Genomic DNA, 23,536 nt, shown 5'->3' with positions numbered 1-23,536 from the left:
CCCCCTTTATTTACTTCCCGCAGATTTTTCACTCTTTGGTTCGGCCACATCATACTTTGTTTTTAAAATAACTATATCAACCCGGCGATTTTTTTGGCGGTTTTGTTCCGAATTATTGGGCACTTTTGGCCGATACTCCCCGTACCCTATCGCCGATAAGCGATAAGGAGGAAAATTCAGTTCATCGATTAACTCATGTACTACCGAGGTCGCCCGTGCCGTTGAAAGCTCCCAATTAGATGGATATTTACTGGTTTTAATCGGCAAGTTATCGGTATGTCCTTCAATTCGGATATAATTGGGTAAAGGAAGTAAAATTTCTCCAATCTGTCTGACTATAGTTCGAGCTTTGGGAGTAAGTTCTGCCGAGCCTAATTTAAACAAAATGGCATCTTTAAAGGATATAACCACTCCCCTTTCTTCCAGGGTCGCTGTAACGCTGGCGTTTAAACCTTTGGCTTTTATGTACGATTCTACCTTTGTCTTGATAATTGCCAAATTAGCGGTTTCTTTTAAATCTTTTTCATCGACCGCTGGTAATTGTTCGTTATTGGACTTGCCCATACTGCCGCTTACACTTGCATTACTCCCAGTTACCACATCGGGTCCAACGTTAGTTAAAACTATTCCTCCTCCCCCTAAAGCTTTACTTAGTGAGTCCGCCAGAGCTCTAAACTTATTCGCATCCACATTAGAAAGGGCATATAAAACTATAAACATTACCATTAAAAGCGTAATCATATCAGCGTAAGTAATTAACCAGCGCTCGTGATTTGGCTTTTTTCCCTCATGCGGACGCCGCTTCATTTAATTCACCTTTACCTTCTTTTAGGTTTTGCTCCCTAAGTTTGGGTTTTAAGAATGACCGAAGTTTCTCTTCAATCAACAAGGGGTTGTGACCTTCCTGTAAAGAAACTAAACCTTCTAACATCATTTCCCGAATTAACAGTTCTTTTTTACTTAAATTTTTGAGCTTTGCCGAAAAAGGTAGCCACAAAATGTTAGCCGATGAAACCCCATATAAAGTTGCTGTAAAAGCCATCGCAATGGCCGGACCGAGTTTGTCCGGAGTAGAAAGTTGCCCTAAAACGTGCACCAATCCCATCACCGTACCGATAATCCCCATGGTCGGAGCATACCCTCCGGCCGCTTCAAAAAATTCGGCTCCTGCCCGGTGTCTTTCGGCTATGGCGTAAATTTCGTTTTCTAGGATTGAACGGAACAGCTCAGGGTCGGTACCATCAACGATTAACTGCAAACCCCGCCGCAGAAAATCATCTTTAATGTTAGGCAGGTCATTTTCTAAGGCTAGTAAACCTTCCCGCCGGGCTTTTTGGGATAACGTTACAATTTGTTTAACTACTTCTAATTCATTAGGTAGTTTCTGGGTAAGCATGATTTTAAAATATTTGGGAATTGCTAATACTTCTTCCGTCGAAAAAGCCACGATACTGGCCCCAATTGTTCCCCCAAAAATTATTAAAGCCGCTGAAGGTGCTACCAGAGCAGAAATAGTACCCCCTTCCATTAAAAATCCCGTAATTAATGAGGCAAAAGCTAAAACTACACCTAAAACAACCATTATCTCCATCGTTTCTCGCCCCTTAAACCCATTTTTGTTTTAATTATAACAAATAATCTGCAAAATTTTATAGTTTAAGTTATATTAGGTTCAAAATTTATCAAAAAATCATATAAATTGCATCTCCAAGAAATATTTCGGCAATTTTGATTAGTATTTTATTAGAAGATAAAAGCCTGGCAAAAAACCAGGCTTATTCTTCCTCTTTTTTATTTAAGTTTGCTTTTTTGATAATTTCTTCCTGCAGTTTAGGCGGTACTTCCTGATAATGGCTAAAGGTCATAGTATAAAAGCCCCGAGCCTGGGTCATGGCTTTTAGGTCAATATTGTATTTTAACATTTCGGCATAGGGAACATGGGCTTTAACTTTAGCCCAGCGGCCCTGAGTTTCCATTCCTAAGACATGACCCCGTTTGCCGTTAAAGTCGCTAATCACATCCCCCATAAACTGCTCCGGTACGGTAACTTCCACTTCCATAATCGGCTCTAAAATTACCGGATTGGCTTCCCGTACACCTTTTTTAAAGGCTTGACTGGCAGCAATCTTAAAGGCCATCTCCGAAGAATCGACCGGGTGATAGGAGCCGTCATACAGTACTGCGCGCACATTCATCACTTTATAACCGGCCAGTACCCCTTCATTTAACGCTTCCCGGATACCTTTTTCCACCGCCGGAAAGTACTGTTTGGGAACTGCCCCGCCAAAAATCTCTTCCCCAAATTCAAATTCTTTATCGGGAAGCGGCTCTAAACGCAGCCACACATGGCCGTACTGCCCCCGACCTCCGGTTTGCTTTTTATATTTGCCTTCCACCTGTACCGTTTTCCTAATCGTTTCCCGGTAAGGTACTCTCAGTTCTTCAGTAACAACTTCAACGCCAAATTTTCTCTTAATTGACTCTAAAACAATTTCTAAATGAAGTTCTCCCATCCCCGAAAGGAGGTTCTGGTGGGTCTCCAAGTTTTTCTCAAGTCTAAGGGTTGGGTCTTCTTCCAAGGCACGATGGAGAGCGGTAGAAAGGCGGTCTTCATCGTTTTTACTTTTGGGGAGAATGGCAATGGTCATGTTGGGAGTAGGATAATCTATCGGTTCAATCTCGACAGGCTTATCTTTTAAACTTAAAACATCGCCGGTACCGGTTTCGGTAAGTTTAATTAAGCAAGCAATATCTCCGGCCGGTACTTCTTCAGTTTGCGCCTGCTCTTTTCCCCGCATATAGAGGATATGACCAATTTTTTCCGGTTTGTCTTTTTTAAAGTTATAAAGAGTGGTCTCAGGCTTTAAAGCTCCACCCAAAACTTTCACAAAGTTAATTCTGCCAACATAGGGGTCAGCTAAAGTTTTAAACACATACGCTACTGGATGGTCGTAATGTTTTGGGGGAGGCGGCAAGAGCTCACAAGCGGCATTTAACAAATCTTTAATTCCGATATTTTTTGTAGCAGAACCCACAAAAAGGGGATAAACTTTCCCCGCCATGACCCCTTTTTTCAAACCAAAAGCTACCTGTTCCGGAGTTAATTCTGCACCATCTAAATACATCATTAGGAGCTCATCGTCATTTTCCGCAGCAGCTTCCGTTAATTGCATCCAGGCTTCCATAACTTTATCCTCATAATCAGCGGGGACGGCGCTTTCTTTTAGGCTTTTTCCATCAAAAAGGTACGCCTTATTTTTGAGGATATCTATATATCCTTTAAAGTTTTCCCCTTCGCCAATTGGTATCTGCAAAGGTACGACTTTGGAGGAAAGAATCTCCCGTATCTGGTTTAAAGTTTTCTCAAAACTGGCATTTTCCCGGTCAATTTTATTTATAAATACAAAACGCGGCAAACCAGCATTGTCTGCAAGATTCCAGACCACTTCCGTCTGAATCTCCACGCCGGATGCCGCGCAAACCACGAAAATTGCCCCTTCTACTACTTTTAAGACACTTTTTACCTCACCAATAAAATCCGCATACCCGGGAGTATCGATAAAGTTTAACTTGTGATTGTTCCACTCACAGGGCACAAGGGAAGAGTGAATGGTCACCTTCCTTTTAATTTCCTCTGGATGATAGTCGGAAACCGTATTGCCGTCTTCCACCCGGCCCATACGGCTTAAAACCCCGGTATTGTAGAGCAAAGCTTCGGTAAGACTGGTCTTGCCCGCCCCGCTGTGGGCAAAGATACCGATGTTCCTTAAAAACTCTGTTGGGTAGCTTCTCATCCAAAGCCCTCCTATGCTGATGTTTTATTAATATTAATATATTATTTCAGCATAATTTTTGGTTTTCCTTTTCTTTTTTTAAATTTTTTTAATTCTAAGGGAATTTTGTTAAACATACTTTTTAATAACCGCTAACTTTATCAAGCAAAGGGGTATTGGGATGTCACTTTTATACGGAACTCTTGTCATGAGTTTCGTAAGTTTTCTAAACCGAATTTTGGGGTTTATCTATCAGATTTTAATTGTACGGCTTTTGGGAGCAGAAGGGATTGGTTACTACAATATGGCTTATCCGGTTTTTGTTTTTTTATTAGTGGTCGCAACCCTGGGAATACCTCTGGCTCTGTCCCAAACTATAGCTCAGGAAGGCTCTAAAAACCGTGCTGAGAGTAAAACCCTTCTTTTTTTCTCCATAATCTTCCTTTTATTTTTTAGCATTGCCGTCTTAGGGGTATTTTTTTTCATTCTTCCCTTTTTTCGCAATCTTTTATTTCCTTCGGAATATAGTTTTTATGCTTTTTTATGGCTGGTACCTTCAATACCCGTAATCGCCGCGTCATCAGCTTTAAGGGGATATTTTATCGGACTTTTGCGCTGGAATGTTCCAGCATTGGCGCAAAATATTGAACAAATCGTTAGGATTACAGTATCCTTAGCGTTAACTTCAGCCTTTATTAAAATAAGCTTAAAAGAAGCTCTTTGCGGACCTTCCCTTGGCGTTTTGGCCGGGGAAGCGGTTGGGCTTTTGGTAGGCCTATTATTTTTAGATAAAAAATTTACGTTTCCTCTAAGATTTCCCGTAGTTTATCTCAAAAAAATCTTTTCCTTAGCTATTCCGGTAACCCTTACCCGCATTATGGCAACCCTCCTCTCCGCTTTAGATGCTCTGTTAATTCCCAAAGTTCTGGTCTTATCCGGCCTATCCTTCCGGGAAGCTACAGCCACCTACGGTTTATTTTCGGGGGTAGCGATGACCCTTCTTCTTACTCCAGCGGTAATAACCAATACCCTGTCTACTACTTTAGTTCCCAGTATTGCTGAGGCTCTTGGCCAGGACAACTTTTCTTTAATAAGAAAACGTTCTTTTTATGCCTTTAAGCTATCTTTAATGGCCGGCTTTCCGGTCACCGCCCTCTTACTTCTCTATGCCACTCCCCTTACTTCTTTCCTCTTTAAATACCCGGAAGCCGGAAAGCTTTTAACCATCCTTGCTTTAAGCGGACCTTTTTTGTACTGGTATCAAACCGTAACCGGCATCTTTCAGGGCTTATCAAAACCCCAGATCCCTTTTTACATTATGCTAGTCGCAAGCCTGGTAAAAATTCTCGTTCTCTATTTTCTAACGATCCACCTGGGGATCATCGGTACGTGCCTTGCCTTCGGTCTTTACCACCTTCTTTTATTTATGCTAAGTTTTTTTGCCCTAAAGCTCGAACTTCGTTTCCTAACCGGCGATAAAACTATTTTAAAGGTTATCTTAGCCTTTATTGGCTCTTTCCTTTTAGGTTATGAATTTGCTAAAATTTTTAGCCCCACAATCCCTTTTAACCTTGTCCTGGGAATTTTCTTTGTCGGATTTTCTTACCTTGGGCTCTTGCTTCTCCTGGGCGGGGTCACCTCATATGAACTAAACCGCTTATTTCGTCTCTTTAAGCGATAGGGATAATCTTTCGGGCAAGAAGGCGTCCGTCTTTTTCTACTGCCCAAATCCGGACAAACTTTTTCGTTAAGCTCCAGAAAGATTTACCGTAAAGGGAGGAGGGGACTAATACTTCGTAAAATTCCTGCCAGTTCTCCAGGGTTAGGGTTAAAAAAGGTTCTCCCTTACGGGTATAGCGGCGCCGGCCAAAGGTCACCTCCCCGGTTATTATAAACCCGTCTCTTTCTTTTTCCACTTTTGCCTCCAAATTCAGCCAGAATTTTAAACCAATAACTTTTTGGGCTTTTTTTAAATAGTCGCCGGTCGTTTTTCTCTTTTCCAAAGAAAAAGCAATTTCTGGAAAAAGCCCCGGAACCGGCTTGGTAATTTTATACATTTCTAAGGAATATAAAAGACTTTCCCGGCTTTGGCCAAAACAATCAAACGCCCCGGCTAAAATGAGATTTCTGGTGGTTTCCGCCGTAAGTTTGTATCCTGCCCGCTGCCAGAAATCCCAGAAGGAAGTATAAAGAGTGGACCTGGCCGCCAAAATTATTTCTGCCGCCTTTGGCCCTACCCCTTCGATATCTTTAAAGCCAATTCTTATCCCAGAAGCGGTTTCGGTAAAGCCATAATGACTTTCGTTAATATCCGGAAGCAGGATTTTAATTCCCCGCCGGACAGCTTCTCTCAAATAAAAAGACGGCGGATAAAAGCCTCCCTCGGAATTTAAAAGCAAAGTAAAATAAGTTTTGGGTAAATGGGTAGCAAGGTAAGTCGAGTGATAAGCCAGATAAGCATAGGAAATACCGTGGGCTTTGTTAAACCCGTAGCCGGCGAAATTTTTTAATAAACCAAAAATTTTTTCGGCATCTTCGGGAGTATAACCGTTTTTTAGCGCTCCCGTCCGAAACTCTTCATAAAGGCCTTCCATGATTTTCCGGTCATGTTTGGACATCGCCCGCCTTAAGTCATCGCTTTTGGCAAGATCAAAGCCGGCTACCAGCGCTGCTATTTTTAGCACCTGTTCTTGATAAAGGACCAGGCCGTAGCTTTCTTCCAGAACCGGCTTTAAAGCCGGGTGGGGATATACCGGTAAAGCTTTTTGCTGTTTTGCTAAAAGATAGTTTTCTACCTGCCCGCTTTCTAACGGACCGGGGCGAAAAAGAGCCAAAGCCTGGGCTAGTTCTTCAATATTTTGAGGTGCCACCTTACCAAGGTAATAACGCATACCATCACTTTCTAACTGAAAGCAGCCAATGGTTTTAGCCTTTTGAATCCGTTCCCAGGTTGCCCGGTCATCTAAAGGAATAGAAGCATTTTTCCGGCTCCGGTAAACAGCGGTTAATAGCCTTAACCCTAAAACGTCAACTTTTAAAAACCCCAACCGCTCTACATCATCCTTATCGTACTGGGTTATTTTTTCTCCCCGGGGGGATTTAGCTAATGGTATTTGGGCTAAATCTTCCCGCCGGGCAACCACCAGCCCAGAAGCGTGTACCGAAAAATGGCGGGGATGCCCCTCAAAAAACCGGGCGTGTTTCAGCAAGTTTCTAACTACCTGGTCTTTTGCCGCCTCCTGCATCTCCGGTAGGACCCTTAGAGCCTTTTCAATACTGCTTTGGCCAAAAGCGGGAAAAAGAGGAGTAACCTTATTTATTAACGCTTCAGGATAGCCTAAAGCTTTGGCTACTTCCCGCACTGCTCCCCGGGCGGCAAAGGTTATTACCGTACCGATATGGGCTACTCCGTCTTCACCGTATTTTTGGAAAAGATAACCAATCACCTGATCGCGGTCTAAATGGCCAAAGTCCAAATCCACATCGGGTAAAACTTTGCGTCCCGGATTTAAAAACCGTTCAAACAAAAGCCCGTGCTGTAAAGGATCAACCTCGGTAACCTCCAGAAGGTAAAGTACCAGACTCCCCGTTGCCGAGCCTCTTCCTGGACCCAGGGCAAGGTTCTGGGAGCGAGCATAACGCACAAGATCGTGGACAATTAGAAAATAGCCAGCAAATCCCAAGCGCTTTATTATTTCAAGCTCATAATTAAGCCTCTCTTCTATCTGCCGGGATAGGTAGCCGTAGCGTTTATAGGCTCCCTCGGTACACAGTTTTCTTAAATACTCATCCTTTTCGCTCATACAGGTAAAATCGGGAAGCTTTAACTCTTCCTCCACAAAGTAGTCACCGACTTTTTCGGCAATTTCCAAAGTAGTCTTTAAACTATGGGCAAGAGGAGCAAAAATTGTTGCCATTTCCTCTGGGGAAAGATAATAAGCATAGGGGGATGTCCGGTAAATCTGGTCTAAGGTAGTATTGTTTTTCATGGCTAAAAGTAGCCGGCAATAAAAATAATGGCTTTTTTCTAAAAAGCAAGGATTATTGCTGGCGACAAGTTTCAACTGGTATTTTCTTTCAATTTCCAGAAAAGTTTTAAGGCTTTCGGATTTAAACAAAAGGTCCTTTTCCGTTACCAGCAGGTAAAAATCACTGCCGAAAGCTTCCTTTAACAAAAGGACTTTTTTTAAACCCGCCGCTAAAAATTCTGCCCCCGCAAGGATAACAAGTCCTTTGGCTTCTAGTAGCTCGGTAAGGGACAACAGTTCCCGGTCAAAATACCTGCGGGTAGCCGCCCTGACCAAAAATTTATAACCCTCGTTATCCCGGGCGTAAAGCCAAAGTGGACCTGCCTCACTTTTAACTTCAAGCCCGAGGAGAAGCTTTAAATTATAAGCTTTAGCTAAAAAAAACGCTTTGGCAGCACCAAAAAGATTGGTATCCGTAATACCTAATGCTTTTAAACCCTGCTGGACGGTTTTTTCCATTAAATCCTCAAGCTTAATGCTGCTTTCTAAAAAACTATAGCCAGTTTTAATATTTAAGGGGATATAAGCTACCATAAAACTTCCCTCTTTCGAATATATGTTCGATTTTATTATATAAAAAAAATAACATTCTTACCACTATTTTTTGCAAATATTCACCGTCGCCGGCAGTAATACTAAAAATAAAAAAGAAAGGGTGATAGTAAAATGGCAAAATTTATACCCGAGGGTACACTTTTAACTGCTGACGTTGCCGATACCCTTAAATACGAAATCGCCTCGGAACTGGGGATTACCAGTAAAATTGACACATCTACAGATTACTGGGGTAATGTTCCAAGCCGCGACTGCGGCCGGGTAGGCGGCAAAATAGGGGGCAATATGGTAAAGCTTATGATTAAAAGAGCTGAAGAGGCCTTAGCCCGTGGCCAAGGCCCCTTCTAAAGCTTTTACCCAGGTTTTAAGCTCGTTTAAATAACGGTAGTTGGTTAAATCAAAATGAACCGGCGTAATCGAAATTTCTTTTCGGGTAAGAGCGGCAGTATCAGTATCCTGGCCGTTTTCGTAATTTACCACTTCCCCGGACATCCAGTAATAGGATAGTCCCCGGGGATCTTTTCTTTCTTCAAAAACGTTGATATATTTTCTCACCCCAAGTCTTGTAATGGCAATCCCTTTTATTTCGGTAAGGGGCACATTAGGAATGTTGATATTTAAAATAGTATCCCGGGGCCAGGGATGCTTTAAAATCTCGGGCAAAAGCCGGGCAAAAATTTCTGCCGCCCGTAAGTATTCTTCATCTTCAAAAGCAAAAGAACCCATAGAAATCGCTATTGCCGGTATGCCATTAATCATCGCTTCAATAGCCGCCGAAACGGTCCCCGAATATAACACATCTGTACCTAAATTGGGACCGGAGTTAATCCCGGATAAAACTAAATCCGGCGGTTTATCCAAAAGAGCTTCAACGGCAAGTTTAACGCAATCCGCTGGAGTACCGTCCACCGAAACACCCCGTACTTGGCTGTTTTTAAAGGTAATATCAAAAGCTCTAAGCGGCCGGTGCACGGTAATCCCATGGCCGGTGGCACTTTTTTCCCGGTCGGGCGCTACAACGGTTATTTCATATTTACCTTCTTTTTCCAAAACATGCCTTAAAGCTTTAATCCCCGGGGCATAAATTCCATCATCATTGGTTAGTAATAGCCGCACAGTCCCCACCTACTCTACTTCATAAATGGACATAACCATCTCGCCGTTTTTTTTATTTAAGCCAAACATTACTTTTTTATCTTTTAAATGCTTGTTTAAAAAATCCACTACTAGATACATTTCATCCCAGGAAGAAAAATGCTTTTGGGCAATTAATTCCAATTTTCCTTCTTTTTTCTCACTCATTTCCTTCACCTCTTTTATTATATCCAATTAATCGCGTAGCGGTGATTGATGACCAATTAACGCCATAGCCTCCGCGCGGGTTGCAACGGACGTGGCAAAGATCCCCCGAACAGCTGAAGTTATAGTTTTAGAACCGGGCTTTTTTACCCCCCGCATAGTCATACACATGTGTTCCGCTTCAATCACCACCAGTACCCCCCGCGGATTTAACCGCTCCATAATGGCATCGGCAATTTGACTGGTAAGCCGTTCCTGCAGTTGCGGCCTTTTGGCAAAACCCTCCACTACCCGGGCTAGCTTGGAAAGTCCGGTAACCTTGCCTTTTCTGGGAATATATGCCACATGGGCTTTACCATAAAAGGGCAACAGATGATGCTCACACATGGAATATAAGGGAATGTCTTTTACCAGAACCATTTCTTCATGTTCTTCGGCAAAATACCGCTCTAAATGTTCCGAGGGATCCTGCGATAATCCCGCAAAAACCTCTTCATACATCCGGGCAACTCTTTTCGGAGTATCTTTAAGCCCTTCTCTCTCCGGATCTTCACCGATAGCTTCTAAAATCATCCGGACTGCTATCTCAATCTTTTCTTTATCTACCATTGATACGCCTCCAGTACATTATTTTATCTGTAAAAGTTTATGAACCTGGGGGATTAAGCGAACTTCCCAGAGCTTTTCTAAAGCCTTTTTTTGTTTTTGGAAAAGAAAATCAAGGGAGTAAGTAATAGGCGTTACCGGCTGCAAAATTAAAGGTATCTTAGAATTTACCAGGGCTATAGTATCAATAGCTTCATTAAACGGTAAATCTTGAACTTCCGGGGAAATAACCATTTTTACATACGTTTTTTTGTAGATGGCAATTCGCAAAAACTCCCGGTGGACAGCTTTAAACTCCTCAGTAACAAAAGGTTTAAACTTGTAATCCTGGCTCACAATATCAATATAACTAATTACTTCTCTTAACTTTTCAGGCAAAGTACCGTTGGTTTCTAAAAGGACATCTCCAGGATAGGATAATTTTGCCAAAAAATCTTTTAAAAAGGAAGCATGAAGTAAAGGTTCGCCTCCGGTTAAAGCAAGTTGGGGAAAGTAAGTAAAATCGTAATTTTCTCTTAAAATTTCTACTAATCTTTCTGGAGTTACAGGATTTAAAAATTCTAAAACGGTACCATCTTCTTTAGTAACCGTGAATTTTTCTTTTTCTTCTTTAGCATATTTGGTATCACAATAAGAACAATTTAAGTTACATCCGGAAAAGCGAATAAATAGAGTGGAAACCCCTACAGATAATCCTTCTCCCTGGATAGACGGAAAGATTTCTACGATGCTTGCCATGGATTCACCTAACTTCATTTTAAAAAACTCCTCTTACTTTAGCTTTGGCTAAATTTATCGATTCCATTTCCATGCCGTAACGTTGTACAATAAAGCGGCCCAGATATTCTACCCGATTTTCCAGACCTAAATCTTTAAGGCCAATTGCTGCTACCGGGGCATTGTCGCTTTTTACATTAATACCAGTATGAATTAAGGTAGAAACCAGAGATTTGGTAGCAATGGATACGGAAAGCTTGCGGTCATCGATAAATAAATCATCGCCCATACGCACAATTGGTTTATCGATAAAAACTTCAAGGGTTTCTTTAATAATGGCTATTAACAGCCTTTGCCTTAAAACGGCTTTTTCTAAATCTAAATCAAAATGTTCCACAATAAAGTGGAGCATATCTTCACTGTAAATAAAAGCCTCTTTCTTTTTATCTTCTAAATCCACCAGATGGTCCAACACACTGGCCTTACCGCGAAAAGCAATGATGGCATCGCCAATTAGCCCAAAATTTTCATAAATAAAATGCGGTCTTAACTGCGATCCGTCGTAATCAATTTTTTGGTCGATAAAGCGGGTAAACATCTACTTTCCTCCTCGAGCCCGGATTAAGCGTAGACAGCTTTCACATTTCCCACACATTTCCTCTCCACCATAATAACAGCTCCACACAAGGTCCAGCGGTGCTTTAAGTTCAATACCTAAGCGGTAGATTTCGGCCTTTTCAAGATTTTGCGTAAAGCTTACCACTTCCACCTTATTTAAAGTACTATAGCTTAAGGCCAAGTTACTGGCTTCCACAAATTCCCTAGAGTTATCGCTAAAGGTTTGAGCTTCTTCGGCATTAAATCCAGTTATTATATATTTTGCCCCCAAACTTTCGGCGTAGGCCGCCGCAATGTTAATAAAAAGGCCATTTCGATTGGGAACCCAAACCTTTGCCATCGATATTTTTGTCGCTTCATCACTTTCTAAATCTACATTAGCTGGTATTTCCTCGCATTCCGCCACCAGCGAAGTCTTGGTAATTTTTTGTAAAAAAGGTAGCTCTATTATTTCCTGAGGTATCCCGTAAAAGTTTAAGATTTTTTGACTGTGTTCAATTTCCTTTTTCGCTGCCTTTTGGCCATAGTTAATCGTAAGACCCAAAATAACTTCAAAAGTCTTTACTCCATAGGCAAGAGATACGGTAGAATCAAGTCCCGCCGAAAGCAAAACGATAGCCTTTTCCATCTTATCACTCCATAAAAGTAGCAGAATTGTTGGGAGATTCCCAAACTTTAATGGCACATAATTTTATTTCCGGATAAACCATAAGCTTTGGCTTTAATTCCTGGTAAATATAGCGGGCAATATTTTCCGCGGTGGGATTTACCGGCAAAACATCATTTAAAAGTTTATGGTCTAAACGGGATGTTATTTCCTTTAAATAATCCTTAATCATTCCAAAATCAATCAATAAACCTAAATCGTTGGTAGTTTGTCCTTCCACTTCAGCTTCTACCCGCCAGGTATGGCCGTGTAAATTGGCGCATTTTCCGTCATAATCTTTCAAGAAATGAGCTGCATCAAAAGTTGTCGAAACGGATATCTTAAACACTAATTTCTACCTCCGTGAATATTTTTTGCAAGTTTATTGCAGTCTATTGCAATTTTTGTTGGTAAATTTTGGGTTAACTTTAGCAGGTATTTAAGGAAATTTATTGAATTTAATTTTTAGCAGTCTTAAACAAGGTTTGGTGAAGGTTATGAACAAAAAAATAATGATGTTGATTCTTATTTTTTTACTATTTCTCTTAAACGATTATAAATCCCTCTTGGTTACGCCTTTTGCAGTCACTCTAGGAATATTATTTACCGGATATGGATTAACTTTAAAAAAACCCTTAAACCGTTACACGGTTATTTTAACCATCTATATCTTTAGTAGTTTTTACTTTATCTTCAACTGGAGAAATAGCCTATCGTATCCACTGGTCTTACTTTTAAGCGTTTATTTTTATGTGGAAGATATAAAAAATTCGTATTTCCCGCTTTTTTTTCTAGCGATCCCTATTGGCATGCTACTTTCTACTATTTTTTATCACACCCCTTTTGATTTGACAAGTATTTTTAAACCATTCTTAACAATTGCCTTGTCAGAAATTTTTTTAAAATTGGCCTTTTATAAAACCCTTTTGCCATTAAAATTTTCAGAACACCTTGAAAGCGCCGAGGTTAAAAACGTAAAGGAGCTACTTATGCTTTCATATACCGATAGTTTAACAGGCTTATACAACCGCCGTCTTTTAGAAGAAGAAGCTAAAATGCTTGACTGGCAGGCAAGCCAGTCAAGTCTTGAATATGCCCTTTTGCTGGCGGATATAGACTTTTTTAAGCAATATAACGATACGCTGGGACACCTGGCCGGAGATGAAGCTTTAAAACAAATCGCCACTAGCATAAAAAGCTCGGTAAGAACCCAGGATAAAGTTTTTCGCTTTGGCGGGGAAGAATTTCTTATTATCCTGCCGCAAACCTCCCCGGAAAAAGCCCGCCAAATTGCGGAACGGATCCGCCATGCTGTGGCCAGAAACCAAAAAATACCCCTTACCCTTAGTATAGGGATTGGGCACTACCCGCAAAATGCCAAATCTTTTTGGGATGTAGTAAAAATTGCCGATGAAGCCCTGTATAAAGCCAAAAATAAAGGGCGGAATACCGTTTACCTTCTAAATAGTTAACTCTTTAATTTCGGAAGTTCCCTCTTTTAATTCTACCAAAAAAGCTTTATCGGCAATGCCTGCTAGGTGCTGGTTATGAGTTACCATGATTACCTGGCGGCCAAAATGGCGGGAGGTTTCTTTTAAAAACAGCGCCAAGGACCCAATAAACTCCTCCGAAACATGTTTCCCCGGTTCATCTAGAAGGAGCGGACCTTCAATCTTTGGCTCTACCGCACTTAAAAGAAAGATGCGTAAAGCTAAAGATAAAATATCTACTACACCACCGCCCCGAGCATCCTCAGGGCGGTTTTTAACTTTAAGGCTACCATAATCCGAAACTACATAAAATTCTGCAGTATTGGACCCTGCCTTTTCGGCAAGTTCAATTTCCAGAGATATTTCGGGACCGAAAACGTACTGAAGAGTACTGGTAGCAATATCTTCCAAATATTTTTTGGCCTGTTCCCGGGCATATTGCCCGGCAATTAATAAAAGATACCGGGTTTTCTCCAGTTTTTCCCTTTCTTTTGCTAATTCCTGTAGCTTTTGTTCTTTTTCTTGAAGTTCCATTTCCAGTTGAGCCTTTTGCCCCTGACGAAGGAGATAATGTTGCTCTAAAAGATTAATTGCCGTCTCGAGCTTGGTTAATTTTTCCATCATTTAGTCTTCGCCTCTAACTTTTCAATTAAATCCCAGGGAATTTCCCGCTCCATTGCGGCAATTTGCCTGGTAAGTTCCTCTTCCAGCCGTTTTATCTCTTCCTCCAGCTTGTCCGGTTCTACTCCAAGCTCCGCAATTTGCCGTAAAAGCTCCTTTTCCTGTTCCTGGACATGCATTAACAGGGCTTCCGCCCGGTTTTTATGGTTTAAGGCAGCGTCTATTCCCTTTTTTAACTGATTTAGCTTTTCTTCAAAATTCATTCTATCTCCTCCCTTTTACGAAAAAATGATTTTCCGAACGGTTGCTTCATCTAAAGGGGTATTACAGGTTGGGCACCGGCCCGCTTTTAAAAGTTCTTCTCGGTACTGATTTTGGAGATTTACAACCTGCCGGGTAATTTTTTCAACTACTTTCTCCTGTTCCTTTTTTTTATGTTTTATCGTTTGCAGGGTAGTTAAAAGGTGGCAAAACTCCTCGTATCGTTTTAATTTTTCTTCTAATTCTTTTACTTTTTGCGAAGCTTCAGGAATTTTCCGGTATTTATAAATTATCCCGGCATAGTAGTTTTTGTGTTTTAAAAGCTTTTGCCACTCCCGCTGACTTTTAACCAAATCCTGCCATAATCTATATTTTGGCAAAAGATTTTGGTACTCTTGATTGGTCTCCTCTACAGGTTTTAATTCGCGGATAAAGAACATAAGCCTTTTTCTCTGCTCTCTGCTCTTTTGGTATTTTTCCAAAAGTTGACGCAAGGTTTTAACCTTAAAGTAAAGGTTTAAGGCATCGCTGTGAAGTTCCTGAACCTCTGGCATTGTAGTAGTTAGTTTAACAATCTCCATAGCTTCTTCTTTCTTTAAAATAATTCCCTGATAGGTAGTTTTTAGCCTGGTTAAATCCTGGTAATGTTTATAAAGGGCTTCAATCTTTTCATACTTTTCTATGGATACTGTCGCTAAGGTTTTTAATATCTGCTGGTTTTCTCTAATCTTTTGTTTGGTTTGAATTAAATTTTCCCAAAGAGCGTTTAAGGTATTTAAGCGTTCAAAAGCATCTTTAGCAATGAATTTCCGGGTTTTTAAGTTATTTAGTTGGGCAAATAATTCCGGTAAATCGGTAAATTCGGTAAGTTTCTCCTTTAAGGCAGTAATTTCATTGTTTTTATAACGGATTTCCTCATCGATACTTCTAATGTCCCGGGAAACACTTTTGGCCGCATAATCTAACAAATGAACTCCCTGAAATTGGCCAATTGCTTTAGCCTTACGGGTACCCGATTCAAACAGTAAAAAGGGAGGTTCTAACTGGCTTCCCAGGTTTAAAGCGACTTCCCAATCTTTATCTAAGCGAACTTTGTGAATCCTTAAAGCTTCAACAATTTCCGGTGGAACTTCCTGGCCAAATTTTTCAAAAACTACCGGTTCTTCCCCGGGCTTCATTAAAACATAACGATTTTTCCGCTCACTTCTTTCCCGGGAAAGAATCAAGCCATTGGAAAAATAGGCTGTCACCCGAGCCTCTTTCTCCCCCACCCGGATAAACTCTGTACCTTTAGGTTCGTTATAAAAAAGCCAGCGTAAAGCCCTTAAAACAGCAGTTTTACCCCGGTCCGATTCCCCAACGATGACATTTAAGCCTGGCTCAAAATTAAACTCCGTGTACTTATGGGACTGAAAATTAACTAAAATTAATTTTTCAAGATACATCTTCCCCACCCTCCCGGGCCATTTCTATTTCGGCTTGCGCTATACGCTTAATTGCCTCAATCCGGACTTCTTCGGGAAGTTGCTCTTTTTGGGCGATTTCTTTTAAGATGTTTTCCAGTTTTAGGCTTCGAAAATCGCCGGAGGTGCGCACTTCGCTTTTTATCCGGGCCAGCCGTTCTTCTCTTAGTTTCATTTCCGTTGCTTTTTCAATATTTAAGACCTGCTCCCCGGGAAGGGCAGACTTTAGAGGTAAAAGCTTTGTCGTAATCCCGTCTCTCCCTGCTTCAATTAAAACCATCTGCGGCCTACGGTTTACTTCCGCTGCCAGTACAGTAGTCCGGACCAAGGCCCCGGGATTTAAAAATTTGCGGTGATTTACGGTAACTTCTTTAAAACCTAAGTGAGCATGACCGGTTAAAGTTAAATCGGCCTGGGTATCTTTTATATCATCAATTAAGGTATAAGCCACTGTCTGGAGAAACGGCCGATCTAACAGCATCCCGTGAACGATGTGGATAGCTAAATCCGCTTCTTTATTTTTTACCAGATAGCCTTCCCGGCCGCGTTCGGTATCAAGGTCAAAGTGGTATCCCTGACCGGTAAGCTGGAGTTTTATCCCGTTCTCTTCAAAAAACACTTTTTCTCCAGCTTCTAGAATTTTTATAAGCCCCACCTGCCCCAGTAACCCCAGCATGGTGCGACTTAAAGTTTGGGGATTTTGACCGAAAAGATCATGGTTACCGGGAACAATGTAAAAAGGCTTTCTCAGATCTTTTAAAAAACGCACCACATCGCCCACCACATTAATGGCAGGGTTGGGTACTTCAAATAAATCGCCCCCATGAAAAACCGCATCTACCTGAAAGCTTTGGGCCGTTTGGACCACTTCCTCCATTTTTTTGCGTAAAGTTTGCGGAAAATCATCCAGCCGGTTCTGGGGCGAATTACCCCGAAAATGGGTATCGGTTATATACAAAAAGCGCATTTTCTCTACTCCTTTAAGGCATACTCGTAACCAAAAGGGTTGTGATCTGTTTTAATAAGGATACCTTTTTCCACCTGGTCATTTAAAAAAGTTAAAACCTCATCATAACTTATTTCCTTTCCTAATTCATCACCAATATAAGGTAAAAGAGCATTTAGTGAAGTGGTTTTAAGGGGAAGAAACTTTTTTATGGCAGCAAATAATTTCTCATCAGCTTTACTTCCCTGCTCTATTAGTTCATCAAAGGGATTTTCGGTGTACGGGCTTTTAGTATGAGTTGCCCGGATTTTCACCGGGATGGTCCTTCCAATCCAGGCAGAGCTTATATAAGCTAAACCCGAAGGCAGGTAGGGAAGTTTCGCCGCTTCTTCCCCGGTAATATCGGTTTCCTCGCGGATGGTGCCAATGTCAGTTGCTCGGACCGTGCGGAAAATAAATTTGGTAGACAGCTGGGCGGTTATGGTTTCGTCCAACAAAGCAGGGCGCTGAGTCGCCAGAGTTAAGAATACCCCGTACTTTCGTCCTTCCTGGGCTATTTCCCGTAATATCCTGCGGGTAGGGGTTTCCTTATCCCCTTTAGGAGCAAAGTTATGGGCTTCATCGGTAACAATGAAAAACGGCGGAAAATACTCGCCCGCTTCCCCAAAGGTGCGTAAATCCACATAATTTCTCCGGGCATAGTACATTTTTCTTATTATATACGCCGAATAGATTTTAAGAAGGCTTAAATTTCCTCGAATTACTACCGTTTTTCTCTGCAAAAGGGCAGATTCGGCTAATGAGACGGATTTAGAAAAGAGATTTTTGGCCCTTAAGCTTTCAAAGCGCCAGAGAATACCTTTTAAGCTCTGGTACTGGTTTACCCGGTAGCCATATTTTTCGTAAATATCCCGGACGTAAAGATACCTTTTCAGAGCTTCCCCTTCTAAATAGTCGGAAAGAGTTGAGCCTTTAAACTGTTTTTCATTTTCTAAAGCTTCAATTAAAGCTTTTAATTTATCCGAAAAAGTAATCTCACTGTCCCGCCCGGGCTCAAACAGTGCTTCCACAGCACTTTCCATCGATTCACTGATGCCGCTTATTGAATTTAAAAGGCTTATAAGCTCCGGGGTGGTAAGGTCGGAAAAACGTATCCCCACTTCTTCACCGATTTTTAAAGCAAGATACCGCTCCCGGTAGTCCCGGGCAATTTCTTTGGGGATTCCCGGATAGGGTTCAGAAAACTCCATTTCCCCGTGGGGGTCAAAAACAAGACAAGGAATTTTTTTAGCCATCAGTTCTTCTAAAAACACCCTTAGACCAAAGGATTTTCCCGACCCCGAACCGCCAAAAATCCCCACATGAGGGTAATCGGCCATGGAACGATAATCAAAAATAAAAGGTACACCCCTGCCTGCTACTGGCTCGTTATTTTCTAAGAGACAATACAAATTAGAATATTCCGGCGGTAGTGGGCCTAAAGCTTCACTACCGGCAATTTCTCCTAAGATAAGTCCTTTATCCGGGGTTTGTCGTACCAAAAGGTCAGAAACTTCCGCAAAAGTTGGGATCCGGGCGCTTGCTCCTACTTTTATGGGAAAGGATGCCGTATCTAACAAGCGCACATAAGCAATATTTACTTCCTCTTCTCCAAGATTAAACCCAAGTTTTGTTAAGCTCTCCAAAACTTTTTGGTCTAAAACCGCACCTTTCTCAAAAGATAAGGGAAGATAGCGGTTTAGAGATTTGGCTTCAATTACTACCCCACGTAAATTCCCTAAATCGGGATCTTCTACAATTAAGATTTCATTTACCGAAAACTTCTTTTTCTCCGAAGCCAGATAAACAAACTGCTGGGTACTAATACCAATAACGCGCAAGACATATTCACCCCCTTTAAAGCAGCCGCTCTTCCCGAAGCGGTCGTAAGTATAACTCTAAGATTTCCCGGTCAAAACAAGAAGCAAGGAGTATCTCTACCGTTTCTTTCGATAATTTAGTCTTGGAATCGATGACATCAAGGAAAAAAGGAATTCCGCGAGAACCTTCTGGAGTTAGAGCATATAAAAGCTCTAAAGCCATCTTCGCCCGCTCTTTTTGACTCTCTAAAAAATCCACCGCAATAGCCTGGGGATGCCTGCTAAGTCTTGCAAAAACCGTAAAGAAACCTTCTTTTAAGGTTTCGTCAAAGAAAAGCGCCTCTCCGGGGTTTAATAGGCCAAAAAGAATTTCCCGGTCGTAAATCCCTATCCGGTCGGTTAAGATTTTGGCAATTGCCTGAGACTGGGCTTCTTCAATAATTCCAATTCCTAAGACATCTTTTTCCAAAAGGGCCTTTTCCACCTGTTCCCACCTTTCGGGAGCGTGCCGGCGGTAACGGATAAACCCCCCATCAAAAAGCATTACATCCGGCTTAAACCGGTCTATTGCTTTTAAAGAAGCTTCAAGCTCTAAAGCCGGCAGCACACGATCTTTGGGATCATCATCTGGTTTATCCTCTAAAAAAGGTGCTTTAACATCGCTTACTATAATTTTATCGCCTTTTGGAGTTGCCGCATAGGCCTGGAAAAAAAAGATGCGATAGGGGTAGACTCCGTAGTAATTTACCGAACCATCTATTCCGGTAATGAGGAGGTTTTCGTTGCTGGCATAATTCTTAAGGCTAATAAATTTAGCTCCACGCTTTTTAAGCATTTCTCTTATGGCCACCCGGTTTTTTAAATTTTCCCGGCGGTTTTTTAATAAACTATTTAATTCACGAAGTTTATTTTGGAGTTCCGGGCTTAAATCAAACATACGTTTCACCTCGATAAATAAATTCGTCTTATTTTTTTAAATCCCTGCACCAATTAACATATTTCAATCTACCTTTACTTAAAAAAAAAATATTTTTTCTTCCGAAGCGGGCAGACAATCGATAATAATAGTAGTTTACCACAAATCACCGTATCCAACTCTAATCCATTTTAAGTAAATAAAAAAGGGCTGAACCGGTTTTTTAGCGGTCAGCCCTTAATTTTATTTTGCCTTATTTTTATAATACGGTATCACCAATGGCATTGTAACTATCAGCATTAAAAAAGTTACCCATAGAAAACCGCCAATTAACTCTGTTGGCCGGTAGTTACCCGTTAAGAAAGCCAGCCCCAAAAAGAGTAAACCCGTTAATAATGATAACGTCCAGTACACTACGCGGCTTTTCTTTAAAGCCTCTTGCTCGGTCATTTACACCACCGCCTTTCCGGAAGGCTTAAATCTTTTTAAGAGTAGAGTATTTAAGGTCACCGACACCGAGCTAAAAGCCATCAGTAGAGCAGCCAGCTCCGGGCTTACCAGGGAATGGGTGAAGGGATAAAAGACTCCCGCTGCAAAAGGTATTCCCAGGGTGTTATACACAAAAGCCCAGAAGAAATTTTGCTTGACTTTACCAAAAGTTGCCCGGGCAATGTCTAAAGCATTGACAATATCTAATAGGTCCCCTTTTACCACAACCACTTCTCCAGCTTCCTTGGCAATGTCAGTACCGGTACCCATGGCTATCCCCACATCGGAAGCTGTTAAGGCAGGTGCATCGTTGATACCGTCCCCCGCCATGGCTACCAGATATCCCTTCTCCTGATAAGTTTTAATTGCTTCCACCTTGCCTTCGGGTAAGACGCCGGCCACCACTTCGGAAATTCCCACCTTTTGGGCAATAGCCCTGGCGGTAACTTCATTATCCCCGGTCAGCATTACCGGAATGTATCCTTTTCTCTTTAAAAGTTCAATTGCTTTGGCGGAACTTTCTTTAACGGTATCAGCAAGGGCTATAACTCCGACTAACCGATGATCGGCAGCAAAATAAACCAGGGTTTTCCCTTCAGCTTTTAGTTTTTCGGCAATTTCTCTGGTAAGCGCCGTATCGACATTGTTTTCCAGCAGAAACTTTTCACTCCCCGCCAGAATATTGACGCGGGCAAAGGAAGCAATAATTCCTTTTCCTGGTATATTATGAAAGGTCGTAGGCTCTGCAGGCTCAGCCTTGTTTACCTCGCGGTATTTTTTGACGATGGCCTGAGCCAGGGGATGCTCCGATAATTTTTCGGCTACTCCAGCAAGTTCAAGCAGTTGCTGTTCGTTTATTTCGAAAGGAATGAGATCCGTCACTTCCGGCTCTCCTTTGGTAATGGTGCCGGTTTTATCAAAGGCTATTACTTTTACTTTGGTCATTTTTTCAATTACCTCGGCGTTTTTAAACAAAACTCCGTATTCGGCTCCTTTACCGGTCCCCGCCATGATAGCACTGGGCATAGCAAGGCCCACTGCACAGGGGCAGGAAATTACCAGCACCGTTAAGCTTACCAGCATGGAAAAACCAAAAACCCCTACTTCGGCAATCTTCGCGGGAGACATTAAAAAGCGGGTTTCAGGAGTGAAAAACGCCTGGTAGCCGTAAAAAAACCAGAAGAAAAACGCGGCCAGCGCGAGTAAATGCACGCCCAGAATAAAGTTTCCCGCCACCACATCGGCAAGATTTTGCAAAGGAGCTTTGGTAGTTTGAGCTTCTTCCATAAGTTTTATTATCCGGGATAACGAAGTTTCTTTTCCCACCCGAGTTGCTTTGATGGTTAAAGCACCGGTTTTTATGATACTGCCTCCCAAAACATGACTTCCTTCTTCTTTATCCACGGGTAGACTTTCACCGGTCAACATTGATTCGTCCACAGCAGCCGTTCCCCGCTCAACAACCCCGTCCACCGGGATCGTCTCCCCGGGTCGCACTACTACCAAATCACCAATCTCCACCTCATCAGCAGGAATTTCCTTCTCCGCACCGTCAATTAGCACCCGGGCAGTTTTTGGTTTTAAACTGATTAATTTTCTTAAAGCTTCCGAAGTTCTGCCCCGGGTTAAAGCTTCTAAATACCGCCCCAGGATAATAAATGCAGTCAAAAGAGCGGCAGATTCAAAGAAAGTAGCTTTGGGTCCGCCAAAACCAGCTTTTGGAAATAAGGTATTAATCACTGCAATTATATAGGCTGAGCCAATACCGGTAGCATACAAAAGGTTCATATCGGTAACTCCGCGTTTTAAACCCTGATAACTTTTAACAAAAAACTCATAACCACCATAAATAACCACCGGCGTGGTTATGGCCATTAAGAAATAGTTGTTTCCCAAAAATTCCGGCACGAAATATTTAAAAATCCATAAATTATGCATCGTTCCCAGCATTGCCAACAGCGCCAACGGCCAGACCACCAGCATTTTTAGCCTTTGATGGCGAATTTCCTTTTCCCGGGCTTCTCGCTCCCTGGCCAAGGGGTCAATTTCCTCATAATTAAAGATTTCATACCCCAGTTCCCGGATTTCCCTCTTAAGGCGTCCAACATCTAAAACCCCTTCGTAAGCTTTAACCGTAAGCGTTTGTGCCGGCAAATTCACAGTGGCTTCCAGGACGCCATTAAAGCCCCGGGCCACTTTTTCCACTTTCTGTACGCAAGCAGCGCAAGTCATGCCTTCCACCCGGAACTTGTAGTCATTAACTCCCATCTCATAGCCTAATTCCTCAATGACCGTTGCAAAATCTTTAATACCAGTTTTTCCCGGGTCATATTTTACTGCTACCTGATTATTGATGAGATTTACCACTACCTGCTCTACCCCGGGAATTCCCGATACACCCTTTTCTACCTTTTTCACGCAAGCTGCACAGCTCATCCCGTAAACTTTTAAATTAACCGTCTCCATAGCCATCACCGTCCCAAAATTTGCGTCTAAACGCCTAATTAATTTTTTGTGTTAAAAAAGGGGTACGTTTTATTGTACCCCTACAACTTCGTAACCTGCTTTTTCTACCGCTAATTTCATTTGCTCAACAGTAGCTAAGTTAGGGTCAAATAAAACCGTTGCTAGCCCTTCGGCTAAATTTACAGCGGCCATTTTAACCCCTTCTACCTTATAGAGGGCCTTTTCCACCGACATTTTGCAGTGGTTGCAGGTCATGCCCTCAACTTTTAAAACTACCGTTTGCTCAGCATTGTGGCTGTGAGCTCCACAAGTTTCACACATGATAACTCGTCCCCCTTTATTTAATAAATTTATCTAAAACCTCTAACAGCTCTTGAATCACCGGCTCTTCCTCGCCGGTCTTTATTGCCCTTTTTACACAGCCTTTTAAATGGCCTTCCAAAACTAAAAGGGCAACCTTTTCCAGCGCACCTTTACAAGCCTCAATCTGGTTTAAAATATCAATACAGTAGCGGTCTTCTTCTACCATCTTAGCAATGCCTCTAATTTGTCCTTCCAAAAGCTTTAATCGTCTTAAGATGCCTTCTTTATCGCGAACGTACATTTGCACCTCCTATACCCCCCGGGGGTATTTTATTTGCTTTTATAATATTACATTTCGTCGTTAATGTCAAGTATTTTTTTAATTACCATTGTAGATAGGCCAGAGAATCGTTCACAATATTTTTTTAAGCTAAAACAGGCATTGAAAAAGGTGGGTATCCCTCGGGTATTATTAAAGTG

The 23,536-nt window shown here is 41.8% G+C and carries 24 protein-coding genes; 3 read left to right on the top strand and 21 right to left on the bottom strand.

Annotation, left to right across the window (positions count from 1 at the left end):
* Positions 1-6 precede the first annotated feature (6 nt).
* From cpu_RS05355 to fusA, 3 genes are all read right to left on the bottom strand, one after another.
* On the bottom strand, positions 7-807 hold the full coding sequence (locus cpu_RS05355) for an OmpA/MotB family protein (protein WP_075859013.1): 801 nt from the start codon (positions 805-807) through the stop codon (positions 7-9).
* Positions 788-1,591 carry a flagellar motor protein gene (locus cpu_RS05350; RefSeq protein ID WP_075859012.1) on the bottom strand — a complete coding sequence of 268 codons (804 nt, stop codon included), beginning with the start codon at positions 1,589-1,591 and terminating at the stop codon, positions 788-790. The genes cpu_RS05355 and cpu_RS05350 overlap by 20 nt, the downstream gene beginning before the upstream one ends.
* A gap of 184 nt (positions 1,592-1,775) precedes the next feature.
* Positions 1,776-3,794 carry an elongation factor G gene (gene fusA, locus cpu_RS05345; protein ID WP_075859011.1) on the bottom strand — a complete coding sequence of 673 codons (2,019 nt, stop codon included), beginning with the start codon at positions 3,792-3,794 and terminating at the stop codon, positions 1,776-1,778.
* Between the two features lie 160 nt (positions 3,795-3,954).
* Between fusA and spoVB the strand changes: the two genes are divergently transcribed.
* Entirely contained in the window at positions 3,955-5,454 is a 1,500-nt protein-coding gene (spoVB, locus tag cpu_RS05340) for a stage V sporulation protein B (RefSeq protein ID WP_075859010.1), read from the top strand.
* Here spoVB and cpu_RS05335 read toward each other — a convergent pair.
* The gene (locus cpu_RS05335) at positions 5,444-8,335 is read right to left on the bottom strand and encodes a DNA polymerase III subunit alpha (protein ID WP_075859009.1); all 2,892 of its coding nucleotides are present in this window, start codon (positions 8,333-8,335) and stop codon (positions 5,444-5,446) included. The genes spoVB and cpu_RS05335 overlap by 11 nt on opposite strands.
* 132 nt (positions 8,336-8,467) lie before the next feature.
* Here cpu_RS05335 and cpu_RS05330 point away from each other — a divergent pair, with 132 nt between their 5' ends.
* Positions 8,468-8,704: an alpha/beta-type small acid-soluble spore protein gene (locus cpu_RS05330; protein ID WP_075859008.1), complete on the top strand. Its 237-nt coding sequence runs from the start codon at positions 8,468-8,470 to the stop codon at positions 8,702-8,704.
* Here the strand turns inward: cpu_RS05330 and surE are convergent.
* From surE to queD, 7 genes are read right to left on the bottom strand one after another with little or no spacing between them, the layout of a single operon-like run.
* Positions 8,678-9,472: a 5'/3'-nucleotidase SurE gene (gene surE / locus cpu_RS05325; RefSeq protein WP_075859007.1), complete on the bottom strand. Its 795-nt coding sequence runs from the start codon at positions 9,470-9,472 to the stop codon at positions 8,678-8,680. The two genes, cpu_RS05330 and surE, sit on opposite strands and share 27 nt — an antisense overlap.
* A gap of 9 nt (positions 9,473-9,481) precedes the next feature.
* Positions 9,482-9,658 (bottom strand): YpmA family protein, encoded by a 177-nt coding sequence (locus tag cpu_RS05320; protein WP_075859006.1) that lies wholly within the window; start codon positions 9,656-9,658, stop codon positions 9,482-9,484.
* Positions 9,659-9,685: 27 nt separating this feature from the next.
* Positions 9,686-10,264, bottom strand: coding sequence for a GTP cyclohydrolase I FolE (folE, locus tag cpu_RS05315; protein WP_075859005.1), 579 nt, complete (start codon positions 10,262-10,264; stop codon positions 9,686-9,688).
* A gap of 18 nt (positions 10,265-10,282) precedes the next feature.
* On the bottom strand, positions 10,283-11,017 hold the full coding sequence (locus cpu_RS05310) for a 7-carboxy-7-deazaguanine synthase QueE (RefSeq protein WP_077177180.1): 735 nt from the start codon (positions 11,015-11,017) through the stop codon (positions 10,283-10,285).
* Position 11,018: 1 nt separating this feature from the next.
* Positions 11,019-11,576: a DUF366 family protein gene (locus tag cpu_RS05305; protein WP_075859004.1), complete on the bottom strand. Its 558-nt coding sequence runs from the start codon at positions 11,574-11,576 to the stop codon at positions 11,019-11,021.
* On the bottom strand, positions 11,577-12,224 hold the full coding sequence (gene queC, locus cpu_RS05300) for a 7-cyano-7-deazaguanine synthase QueC (RefSeq protein ID WP_075859003.1): 648 nt from the start codon (positions 12,222-12,224) through the stop codon (positions 11,577-11,579).
* A 4-nt stretch (positions 12,225-12,228) separates the two neighbouring features.
* Positions 12,229-12,591: a 6-carboxytetrahydropterin synthase QueD gene (gene queD / locus cpu_RS05295; protein ID WP_075859002.1), complete on the bottom strand. Its 363-nt coding sequence runs from the start codon at positions 12,589-12,591 to the stop codon at positions 12,229-12,231.
* 148 nt (positions 12,592-12,739) lie between these two features.
* Between queD and cpu_RS05290 the strand changes: the two genes are divergently transcribed.
* Complete coding sequence (locus tag cpu_RS05290) at positions 12,740-13,714, top strand: GGDEF domain-containing protein (RefSeq protein WP_075859001.1); 975 nt, start codon at positions 12,740-12,742, stop codon at positions 13,712-13,714.
* Here the strand turns inward: cpu_RS05290 and cpu_RS05285 are convergent.
* The 10 genes from cpu_RS05285 to cpu_RS05240 form a co-directional block, all read right to left on the bottom strand.
* Positions 13,703-14,356 (bottom strand): P-loop NTPase family protein, encoded by a 654-nt coding sequence (locus tag cpu_RS05285; protein ID WP_075859000.1) that lies wholly within the window; start codon positions 14,354-14,356, stop codon positions 13,703-13,705. The genes cpu_RS05290 and cpu_RS05285 overlap by 12 nt on opposite strands.
* A complete protein-coding gene (locus cpu_RS05280; protein ID WP_075858999.1) occupies positions 14,353-14,616 on the bottom strand; it encodes a hypothetical protein in 264 nt (87 codons plus the stop codon). The genes cpu_RS05285 and cpu_RS05280 overlap by 4 nt, the downstream gene beginning before the upstream one ends.
* 15 nt (positions 14,617-14,631) lie before the next feature.
* Positions 14,632-16,059, bottom strand: coding sequence for an AAA family ATPase (locus tag cpu_RS05275; RefSeq protein WP_075858998.1), 1,428 nt, complete (start codon positions 16,057-16,059; stop codon positions 14,632-14,634).
* Positions 16,049-17,044, bottom strand: coding sequence for a metallophosphoesterase family protein (locus cpu_RS05270; protein ID WP_075858997.1), 996 nt, complete (start codon positions 17,042-17,044; stop codon positions 16,049-16,051). The genes cpu_RS05275 and cpu_RS05270 overlap by 11 nt, the downstream gene beginning before the upstream one ends.
* A 5-nt stretch (positions 17,045-17,049) precedes the next feature.
* The gene (locus tag cpu_RS05265) at positions 17,050-18,903 is read right to left on the bottom strand and encodes an ATP-binding protein (RefSeq protein ID WP_075858996.1); all 1,854 of its coding nucleotides are present in this window, start codon (positions 18,901-18,903) and stop codon (positions 17,050-17,052) included.
* 16 nt (positions 18,904-18,919) lie between these two features.
* Positions 18,920-19,819: a DNA double-strand break repair nuclease NurA gene (locus tag cpu_RS05260; protein ID WP_075858995.1), complete on the bottom strand. Its 900-nt coding sequence runs from the start codon at positions 19,817-19,819 to the stop codon at positions 18,920-18,922.
* Positions 19,820-20,041: 222 nt separating this feature from the next.
* Positions 20,042-20,248: a hypothetical protein gene (locus cpu_RS05255; protein WP_075858994.1), complete on the bottom strand. Its 207-nt coding sequence runs from the start codon at positions 20,246-20,248 to the stop codon at positions 20,042-20,044.
* Positions 20,249-22,753: a heavy metal translocating P-type ATPase gene (locus cpu_RS05250; protein ID WP_234970194.1), complete on the bottom strand. Its 2,505-nt coding sequence runs from the start codon at positions 22,751-22,753 to the stop codon at positions 20,249-20,251.
* Positions 22,754-22,822: 69 nt separating this feature from the next.
* On the bottom strand, positions 22,823-23,074 hold the full coding sequence (locus cpu_RS05245) for a cation transporter (protein WP_075858992.1): 252 nt from the start codon (positions 23,072-23,074) through the stop codon (positions 22,823-22,825).
* Positions 23,075-23,090: 16 nt separating this feature from the next.
* Positions 23,091-23,357: a metal-sensitive transcriptional regulator gene (locus tag cpu_RS05240; protein WP_075858991.1), complete on the bottom strand. Its 267-nt coding sequence runs from the start codon at positions 23,355-23,357 to the stop codon at positions 23,091-23,093.
* Positions 23,358-23,536: the final 179 nt, after the last annotated feature.

It is taken from the genome of Carboxydothermus pertinax (assembly GCF_001950255.1).
Lineage (GTDB): Bacteria > Bacillota > Z-2901 > Carboxydothermales > Carboxydothermaceae > Carboxydothermus > Carboxydothermus pertinax.
This window is presented reverse-complemented; position numbering and strand designations above follow the sequence as displayed.